Origin of the sequence: Hydrogenovibrio sp. 3SP14C1, from assembly GCF_029625905.1 — a bacterium.
Taxonomy (GTDB): domain Bacteria; phylum Pseudomonadota; class Gammaproteobacteria; order Thiomicrospirales; family Thiomicrospiraceae; genus Hydrogenovibrio.
Genome location: NZ_JARTLM010000026.1, coordinates 1 through 458, shown reverse-complemented (window position 1 = coordinate 458; position 458 = coordinate 1). Strand labels below are relative to the sequence as shown.

At 70.1% G+C, this 458-nt stretch carries 1 protein-coding gene; it reads left to right on the top strand.

What is annotated here, in order from left to right; genetic code table 11:
- Window positions 1–46: 46 nt before the first annotated feature.
- Window positions 47–458 (top strand): AAA family ATPase (locus P8629_RS11485; RefSeq protein WP_442908702.1); only part of this gene is annotated, 412 nt, incomplete at its 3' end.

Genomic DNA, 458 nt, shown 5'->3' with positions numbered 1-458 from the left:
CGGCACCGTGGGGGCGCTGGTGTCCCCCAGTGGGGCCGGCAAGTCCATGCTGGCCCTGCAACTGGCCGCACAGATCGCAGGCGGCCCCGACCTGCTGGACGTGGGCGAGCTGCCCACCGGGCCGGTGATCTACTTGCCCGCCGAAGACCCGCCCACCGCCATACATCACCGCCTGCACGCCCTGGGGGCGCACCTCAGCGCCGAGGAACGGCAAGCCGTGGCTGACGGCCTGCTGATCCAGCCGCTGATCGGCAACCTGCCCAACATCATGGCCCCGGAGTGGTTCGACGGCCTCAAGCGCGCCGCCGAGGGTCGCCGCCTGATGGTGCTGGACACGCTGCGCCGGTTCCACATCGAGGAGGAGAACGCCAGTGGCCCCATGGCGCAGGTGATTGGCCGCATGGAGGCCATCGCCGCCGATACCGGGTGCTCTATCGTGTTCCTGCACCATGCCAGCA